8 protein-coding genes and 1 pseudogene are annotated in these 8,433 nt (G+C 73.6%); 4 read left to right on the top strand and 5 right to left on the bottom strand.

Annotated elements, in window-relative coordinates; all coding sequences use genetic code 11:
- A partial coding sequence (locus VR45_RS09250; RefSeq protein WP_045939193.1) for a S8 family serine peptidase occupies positions 1-1,125 on the top strand: 1,125 nt, incomplete at its 5' end.
- A 170-nt stretch (positions 1,126-1,295) separates the two neighbouring features.
- Here the strand turns inward: VR45_RS09250 and VR45_RS09245 are convergent.
- Positions 1,296-2,114, bottom strand: coding sequence for a DUF4389 domain-containing protein (locus tag VR45_RS09245; RefSeq protein ID WP_045939192.1), 819 nt, complete (start codon positions 2,112-2,114; stop codon positions 1,296-1,298).
- A gap of 427 nt (positions 2,115-2,541) precedes the next feature.
- Here VR45_RS09245 and VR45_RS09240 point away from each other — a divergent pair, with 427 nt between their 5' ends.
- Genes VR45_RS09240 through VR45_RS09230 form a run of 3 tightly spaced genes read left to right on the top strand, consistent with a single transcriptional unit; the run spans position 2,542 to position 5,731 of the window.
- Positions 2,542-2,931 (top strand): hypothetical protein, encoded by a 390-nt coding sequence (locus VR45_RS09240; RefSeq protein ID WP_045939191.1) that lies wholly within the window; start codon positions 2,542-2,544, stop codon positions 2,929-2,931.
- Complete coding sequence (locus tag VR45_RS09235) at positions 2,928-4,817, top strand: GMC family oxidoreductase (RefSeq protein ID WP_078896357.1); 1,890 nt, start codon at positions 2,928-2,930, stop codon at positions 4,815-4,817. Before VR45_RS09240 ends, VR45_RS09235 begins: the two co-directional genes overlap by 4 nt.
- The gene (locus tag VR45_RS09230) at positions 4,814-5,731 is read left to right on the top strand and encodes a hypothetical protein (RefSeq protein ID WP_045939190.1); all 918 of its coding nucleotides are present in this window, start codon (positions 4,814-4,816) and stop codon (positions 5,729-5,731) included. The genes VR45_RS09235 and VR45_RS09230 overlap by 4 nt, the downstream gene beginning before the upstream one ends.
- Before the next feature lie 217 nt (positions 5,732-5,948).
- Here the strand turns inward: VR45_RS09230 and VR45_RS09225 are convergent, their stop codons facing one another.
- From VR45_RS09225 to VR45_RS48435, 4 genes and pseudogenes are all read right to left on the bottom strand, one after another.
- The gene (locus tag VR45_RS09225; protein WP_045939189.1) at positions 5,949-6,470 is read right to left on the bottom strand and encodes a hypothetical protein; all 522 of its coding nucleotides are present in this window, start codon (positions 6,468-6,470) and stop codon (positions 5,949-5,951) included.
- A gap of 153 nt (positions 6,471-6,623) precedes the next feature.
- Positions 6,624-7,727, bottom strand: a complete 1,104-nt coding sequence (locus VR45_RS09220; protein WP_078896356.1) for a bile acid:sodium symporter family protein — start codon at positions 7,725-7,727, stop codon at positions 6,624-6,626.
- The gene (locus tag VR45_RS48440; RefSeq protein WP_045939188.1) at positions 7,724-8,068 is read right to left on the bottom strand and encodes a hypothetical protein; all 345 of its coding nucleotides are present in this window, start codon (positions 8,066-8,068) and stop codon (positions 7,724-7,726) included. The genes VR45_RS09220 and VR45_RS48440 overlap by 4 nt, the downstream gene beginning before the upstream one ends.
- Positions 8,065-8,433, bottom strand: a pseudogene (locus VR45_RS48435) (carboxyvinyl-carboxyphosphonate phosphorylmutase); the annotation flags it as partial. The gene VR45_RS48440 and the pseudogene VR45_RS48435, both read right to left, overlap by 4 nt.

Below are 8,433 nucleotides of genomic sequence, written 5' to 3'. Positions count from 1 at the left end.
GCCGCCGCCAAGAACGGCAAGGGCGTCATCGGCGTGGCCCCCGGCGTCAAGATCGCCTCGGTCCGGATCGCCGAGCCGACCAGCACCCTGTTCTTCGCCGAGAACACCGTCTGCGGCTTCGTGTGGGCCGGCGACCACGGCTTCAAGGTGACCAACAACAGCTACTACACCGACCCGTGGCAGTTCAACTGCCCGGACAACCTGGACCAGGCGGCCATCATCGAGGGCGTCCGCCGGGCCCAGGCCTACGCCGAGGGCAAGGGCTCGCTCCAGGTCGCCGCGGCCGGCAACTCCAACTACGACCTGGCCAACAAGACCACCGACAGCGACAGCCCCAACGACTCCACCAAGGTCACCCGGACCATCACCAACGCCTGCATCGACATCCCGACCGAGCTGCCCGGCGTGGTGACCGTCTCGGCCATGGCCAGCGGCACCGGCAAGGCCTCGTACTCGAACTTCGGCCGGGGCGTCATCGACGTCGCCGCGCCCGGCGGTGACGGCGCCACCGGCGTGTACTCCACCCTGCCCGGCGGCAAGTACGGCACCAAGAGCGGCACCTCGATGGCCTCCCCGCACGTGACCGGTGTCGCGGCGCTGATCGCGAGCGCCAACCCGACGTTCACCCCGGCCGACATCCGCGCCCGACTGGCCACCCAGGCCAACGACGTGGCCTGCCCGTCCGACAGCCGTTGCACCGGCACCACCGCCAACAACGCCTTCTTCGGCGAGGGCCAGGTCGACGCGCTCAAGGCGGTCGGCGGCGGCACCCCGCCCACCGGCAAGTACTTCGAGACCCTGACCGACGTGGCGATCACCGACAACGCGACGGTGGACAGCCCGCTGGCCGTGACCGGGGTCGGCGGCAACGCCCCCACCGCGCTCAAGGTCGGCGTGGACATCAAGCACACCTACCGCGGTGACCTCGTCCTCTCCCTGGTCGCGCCGAACGGCACGGTCTACCTGCTGGAGGACTTCACCGACAGCGACAGCGCCGACAACGTCGCCAAGACCTACACCGTCAACGCCTCCGCGAGCCCGGCCGACGGGACGTGGAAGCTGCGGGTCAAGGACGGCGCCTCGGGCGACGTCGGCACCGTCGACGCCTGGAACCTGACCTTCTGACGGCCGCCCCGTCCGGTGGGCAGTGCGGACGGGGACCGGGACGGGCCACGGCGGCGGGGGCAATCCCCGCCGCCGTGGCCTTTCCCGTTCCTGGCTGTTCCTGCTCGGTCCTTCTTGTTCCTCTTGTTCCTTGCTTGTTCCTGCTTCTCCTGCGCCGGACGGTCGTGCCGTCAGCGGGAGGAGGGTCCCGGCAGCAGGGGACCGGGGAGCAGCGGGCCGGTGACGTTCTTGACTTCGTCGTCGTCGTCCCCGGTCACGGTCGTCGTGACCGAGCTGGTCACCCCGGAGGCCAGGCCGAGCACCAGGAAGAGCACCAGCAGCCCCCGGCCCGCGCCGCTCATGACCAGCGGCCGGGTCGCCGACACCGGCCCCTCGGGCTCCGAGCCGGGCTCGTCGCCGAAGAGCCGCTTCGGGTAGGCCGAGGTGAGCATCACCAGGTAGGCCGTGTACCGCATCCGGTAGCGCAGCACCGCCGCGCTCGCCTCGAACAGGGGCTGCGGCATCCGCCCGAGGACGAGTACCACCAGCCAGCTGATCCAGCCGACCACCCACCAGCCCGCGTAGAGCAGCCCCTGCACCACGGCGGCCGGGATGACCAGCACGATCCGGAACAGCACCGCGAGCCGGTTCAGCTCCCCGGGCCTGAGGCCGACCTGCACGGGGTACTCGGGGACGCGGAAGGCGAACGGCGGATAGCTGCCCGTCGTCATCAGCAGGTACGCGTTCACCCGGGTCTCGTACGGCACGTACGCGCAGAGGTAGTCGGCGGCGAAGACCGGGAGCCGGCCGAGGACGAGCGCGCCGAACCAGCCGATGACCGTGACCACGAACGCCACCACCGACAGCACCCAGAGCACGATGAACTGCGGGATCAGCAGCAGGAGCCGGAACAGCACGGTCAGTCGGTTCTGCGGTCCGGGGGCGGGCAGGTCGAGCGTGGGCAGCCATTCGGTCGGGTACGGGGCGGCGGCGGGGGGAGCCTGCCACATCGGGGCCTCCAGGGCTCGACACCGGGGCGCGCGGCGGACCCGCGCGTGCTCCGAAGATCGCAGCCGTCCGGCCGGCCCGCGCGCTGCGTTGCGCCACCCGGGCGACGGCGCCCGACCGGTCGGCGCCGGTCATTCAGGCAGTCGATCCGATAAGTAATCGATCGCTATGCGACAGCGAAACCATGGCGAAGCAGTCGTGATCGATCGATTGTGGTCGAAGGTTCTCCGGGGGCCGGCAACGGGGCAGCATCGGTTCCGGGACGATCGGGAGTTCGCCCGATCGGCCGTCGGATGCGGAGCGTCCTCTCGGCTGTCATGTCCGGGACGTGATGTTGACGCGACTCGACGCGATGTGAAGCGACCTGCTCACCATGGGGGTGCCGGCTTGCCAGGGTTCGACGATTACCATCACCGCCTCTCGGGACCGGTGGCCGAGGGGCTCGACCCCGGGGCCGAGGCCGACGAGCCGGACCGGGCGGCGTACGGCTTCCCCGCGTCGGGCGACCTCCTGGAGCTGACCGACTTCGCCGACTTCCTCCGCTTCTCCGCCGAGCTCACCGGCTTCGACGAGAGCGAACTGCGCGACACCGGCATGGCCCACGAGCACCACCGCACCCTGCTCGCCCACCGGGTCCGCGACGAGCACGCCCTGGTCCACCTCTGGTACGTCGGCGCCTGGCCGGACGAGCCGCCCGCCTCGCCCCGGGCCCACGACCGGGGCCTGATGTGGCGCACCTTCCACGGCGCCGCCCCCGGCAGCACCGCCCCCGGACACGGCAGCTGGGCCGAGGCCCCGCAGGACGGGGCCGGCCGATGACCCGGGACGTCTCGCCGCGCCAGGGCGCCCACCGGTCGGACGTCCACCGGCAGGACGGGCCCCGCCAGGACGCCCAGCGGCACTGGGACGTGATCGTGGTCGGCGCGGGCTTCGCCGGCTCGCTGGTGGCCCACCGCCTGGGCGGCCACGGCCACCGCGTGCTCGTCCTCGAAGCGGGCCACGACGTCCCCGACGCCGTCACCACCGCCACCGCGTACCTGGCGGCCGGCGGCGGCACCCCCACCTCGCCCTACCCCCGCAACGCCGACGCCCCGTCCCCGGACGTCGACGACCTGACCGGCCTGCCCGACGGCGGGTTCGCCGCCACCGGATACCTCCTCCAGCACGGCCCGCTGCCCTATGCGAGCGGCTACCTGCGGGCCAACGGCGGCACCGGCCTGCTCTGGACCGGACTCACCCCGCGCATGCACCCCGAGGACTTCCGCACCGCCGACCTCGGCCACGGCCGCAACTGGCCCATCGGCTACCAGGACCTCGAACCGTACTACCGGCAGGCCGAACACGAACTCGGCGTCGCCGCCGACGCCGACCAGCAGCGCCGCGCCGTCGGACTGCCCATCCCCGCCGACTACGCCTTCCCGATGCGCGCCATCCCCGCCACCCACCTGGACCGGACCCTCGCCCGTGCCCTCGACGGCCGGACCGTCCGCGACCCGGCCGCCGAGGAGGACGCCCGACTCGCCGTCAGCACCACCCCGCACGCCCGCAACGGCCGGCCCACCGGGCCGGAGCACCCGACCGGGCCGCTCTGCCAGGGCGCGGCCTCCTGCGTCCCGGCCTGCCCCAGCGGCGCCAAGTACACCCCGTTGCGTACCCAGGCCCGCTGGGCACCCGGCGTCCGGCTGCGCACCGCTGCCGTGGTGAGTCGGGTCCTGGTCGACGGCACCGGCCGCGCCACCGGCGTCGAGTACCACGCGGACGGCACCACCCACCGTGCCCACGCCGACCTGGTCGTGCTCGCCGCCCACGCGATCGAGAACGCCCGGCTGCTGCTCCTCTCCGGCCTCGCCAACCGCAGCGACCAGGTCGGCCGCAATCTGATGGACCATCCGGCCCTGCTCACCTGGGGCCTGCTGCCGGAGCCGACCGGGCCCTACCGGGGACCGGGCTCCACCAGCGGACTGGAAGCCTTCCGCTTCGGCCGGCCCCGGGCCCGGCGGGCGCCGTTCCGGATCGAGATCGGCAACTGGGGCTGGTCCTGGGCCGGTCGCCCGCCCCAGGTCGAGACCGGGGCCCTGCTGCGTACCGGAGTGCGCGGCAAGGACCTGCGCGAGCGCCTCGGGGACCGGCTCGGCCGTCAGTTCTCGCTCCAGTTCGAACTGGAGCAGCCGGCCGACCCGGCCAACCGGGTCACCCTCGACCACAGCCGGCCGGACCGCCTCGGCCTGCCGCGACCGGCCCTCCACTACGACCTCTCCGGATACGTCCGGCAGGGCATGGCCTCCGCCCGGGCCGTCTCCGACCAACTGTTCGCCCTGCTCGGCGCCGAGGACCACACCCGCTACGAGGCCGGCCCCGACTGGCCCGGGCGGCTCGAACACGAGGGCCGGCCGTACGGCTACCGGGGCGCCGGCCACGGCGGCGGCACCCACATCATGGGCGACTCGCCGGGCACCTCCGTGGTCGACCAGTGGCAGCGCTGCTGGGACCACCCCAACCTCTACGCCGTCGGCTGCGGCTCCATGCCCTCCCTCGGCACCTCCAACCCCTCGCTCACCATGGCCGCCCTCGCCCTGCGCAGCGCCGACCGCGCCCACCACGACCTGACGGTCCTGCGCGGCCCGGCGAGGCTCACCGCGCCGCGTCCGTCCTCGCCTGCCCGCGTGCCCGCCTCCTCGCCCACCCCGTCCAGGGAGCCCTCATGACCGGTCTGCCACTGCCACCCGTGCCGGAGCCGTACTACCTCCCCTTCCACTACGGCGCCCTGCACAACATCGGCGTGGACTATCTGGTCGACCCAGGACCGGTCCAGGAACTGCTCGCCGAACGTCACCCGGCGCTGGCCGCCGCCGACTTCGGCGGCCGGGCCTGCGTCTCGCTCAACTACCAGCTGTACTTCGCCCAGTACCCGACCGGCGGCGGGATCACCGAGGAGGTGGAGATCAACGTCATCGCCCACCCCCGGTCCGCCGCCGACCGCCTGCCAGCCGTCGACTACGGCCAGTACGCCCGGGGCCACGACCAGACCAGGCTGCTCGGTATCGCCCGCCTCCATGTGCTCTGCGACAACCCGCTCGCCATCGACGCCGGCACCCGGCTCTACGCCGAGCCCAAGCACCCCGGCTGGTTCACCGCTGTCCTGCCCTCCCTGAACGCGGCGGCCGTGCACGACCGTTGGTCGGTCGCCTGCCACCGGGCCACGCTCGGCCCGGACGGGCTGCGCCGGCACGAGGAGGAGCTGTTCGCCGTAGAGGCGGACCTGGCCGGCCTGGACAGCGAACCGGTCGTCAACACCCCCGTCACCGGCTACGGCACCGACGAGGAGGGCCGACTGCTGGCCGGCCCGCTCACCGTCCACCAGCCCTACCGCTTCCACCCGCTGGACGCCCGCACCGCCGACCGGGTCCGGCTCACCCTCGGCGAGCGCGGCCCGGACAGGACCGGCTCGGGCGAAGGCGGCCCGGGTGAAGGAGGCTCCAGCGAGCCCGGTTCGGGCGGGCCCGCACGGGAAGCCGTCGCCGACCTCGCCCGCCTGGTCGGCGACGCGCCCGCCGCCGGCGCCTGGACCTACCAGTCCGCCCCGGTGGCCGCCCACCACCGCCCCTACTACATCCCCTGACCCCGGGCGGGTTCGGCGGTGGGCGCCTCCCGGTCGGTGGCGGACCGGACCCGGAGGCTCCGCCCGCGTCGCTGCTCACGGTGACGGTGGGCCGGACGGCAGCCGCCGGTGGGGTCTCCACCGACGGCTGCCGTCATGGGCCCTGGTTGCGCCCTGCGAGGTTGCGGGCCGGCGCTCGGTCAGCGGCGCGGCGGCGTGGAGGAGGTCGGATCCGGGCTCACGGCAGGGTGACGCTCGCGCTTCCGTAGATGGGGCTGGTCACCGAGCTGCCGCCGAAGACGGTTGTGATGGTCGCCCGTGCGCCGGTCTGGTACGAGCCCTGCTTCAGCGGGTACTCCGTGTCGGCGCTCGCACTCAGCGCGTTGTACACGGTGTTGGAGTTGTAGGTGACCTGGGCGCCGTTGTAGTAGAGCGCCACATCGAGCTGGATCTTGTAGACGGGGGCCGAGCAGCTGACGCTCGCCAGGCCCTCCTCCCCTCCGCCGTACGGGCCTCCGTAGTAGCGGAAGGGCGTTGACGGGGTCACGGTGCAGTCGATTGTCAGCGGCGCAGCCCCCTCGCGGGTGCTGGGGACGGTGAGGGTCAGGACGGTTGTGCCGCTGCCCGGCTTGGCCAGGGTGACGGCCGGGTGTGCGGTGGCCGCCTGCGCGGTGGTGCTCGGCAGCACCAGGGCGGCCAGGGCCGCCGCACAGGCGCCGAGGGCGGCGCGTCGGATGAAGGGGCGGGTGTCGTTGCTCATGGCTGCTTCCTTGGACCGGCCGCCCGGGGAGCCCGATGCTCCCGGTGGCGGGGCTGTGAAGAAGTGACATGTACGAGCCGAACACCCGGGCGGCGGCGCCGGGGATGATGCCGCGCCAGGTTGGTGCCAGTCTTCAGTTCTCCTGACGGAACGTCAATATGCCTTTGTCATATTAGTTTTGACCTCAGATCGTCCCTCGGCGGCCGGACCGGCGGGCGCCAGTTCCCCGTCCGCGGCCCGGGACCAGCGCCCGGCCAGGAGTGCGCCGGCCACGAGCTGCAACTGGTGGTACATCATCAGCGGCAGCACCAGCAGACCCGCCTGGGGGCCGAAGAGGACGGTGGCCATCGGCAGCCCGGCGGCCAGGCTCTTCTGCGAGCCGCAGAGCACCGCCGCGATTCCGGAGGCGCGATCCAGGCCCAGCACCCGCGCGCCGAGCCGGGCGGCGGCCAGCGCGGCCGCCAGCAGGAACAGCAGGACCGCCAGCAGTCCGAGCAGCGCGGTTGGTGTGACGGTGGCCCACACGCCGTGCTCGACCGCGCCGCTGAACGCGGTGTAGACGACCAGCAGGATCGATCCCCGGTCGACCGGGGCGAGCGCCCGGCGGTGGCGGCCCAGGAAGTCGCCGATCCAGGGGCGCAGCAGCTGCCCCGCCACGAACGGCGCGAGCAACTGGGCGCAGATCCGCAGCAGTCCGTCGGCGGAGAGGGCCGCGCCCGCTCCCAGCAGCCAGGCCGCGAGGAGCGGCGTCAGCAGCAGGCCCGCCAGGCTGGAGTAGGTGCCGGCGCAGATCGCGGCCGGGACGTTCCCCCGGGCGACACCGGTCAGTGCCACCGAGGACTGGACGGTGGACGGCACCAGGCAGAGGAACAGCACGCCGGTCCGCAGCGGCCCGGTGCCCGCGACCGGGGCCACCGCCGTCACGGCGAGGCCGAGGACGGGGAACAGGACGAAGGTACAGGCCAGGACCAGGCCGTGCAGCCGCAGGTGCCGCAGCCCGGCGACCGTCTCCCGGGTGGACAGCCGCGCCCCGTACAGGAAGAAGAGCAGCCCCACCGCGAACTCGCAGACCAGCTCGGCCCAGTGCGCCGCCCGCCCGGAGACGGGGAGCAGCGCGGCCAGGGCCACCGCCCCCGCCAGTGCGGCCACGTAGGGGTCGAACACCCGCCACCACGGCCGCCGCCGTTCGCCGGTGCTCGGCGGAGGGCGCGGCGCCTCCGGCGGGGGCGGCGCCCGGTGCTGACCGACCGTGGTCATTCCTCGTCCCCCTCGTCCTCCTCCGCCGCCGGGGGAGCGGCGGTGCTTCCGGTGAGGTCCAGCAGGCCGGGCAGCACCGAGGTCGAGCCGTCGTGGTCACTGCCGGCGGACCCGTGCCCGACAAGCAGGTCGGCCGTCCGGTCGATCTCGACGATCGAGTCCGCCCCGGAGTTGTCGATCACGGTGAGGAGACTGCCCGCCCCGACGGCCACCCCCGGGACGGCGCAGCCGAGCAGGGCCCAGGCCGCCAGTGCCAGCCCGACGGCCAGCACCCGGTGGCGGCCCCGGCGCGACACCCCCGCCCGGGCGGGCACGGCCGGACCGGGAACCCGGAGCGTCACACGCCCACCTCCTCACGCGTCCGGACGCGGGCGATGTTCCGCTCCAGCAGCTCGGTCGACTCGCGGACGCCGATCGGCTGGCGGCCCCCGGCAGCCGGCCGTCCGCGATCTTGAGGCCGGCGAGTGCCTCGTCCATCGCCCGGTGGGCGGCGAACAGGCACGGGGTGCTGTAGATGGCCACGTCCACCCCGAGCGTGCCCAGCTCGGAGAGCGACAGCCGGGGCGACTTGCCGCCGGCGATCTGGTTGAACAGGAGCGGCTTGTCGCCGACCACCCGGCGGATCTTCCGGATCCACTCCTCGCTGCGCACGCCGTCGACCAGCACCACGTCCGCCTCGGTGGCGGCGAGGGCCTCGGCCCGGCGC

The organism is Streptomyces sp. NRRL S-495 (assembly GCF_000966955.1).
Classification (GTDB): domain Bacteria; phylum Actinomycetota; class Actinomycetes; order Streptomycetales; family Streptomycetaceae; genus Kitasatospora; species Kitasatospora purpeofusca.
Note: the sequence above shows the minus strand (reverse complement) of the source record. Positions and strands in the feature narration are given on the sequence as shown.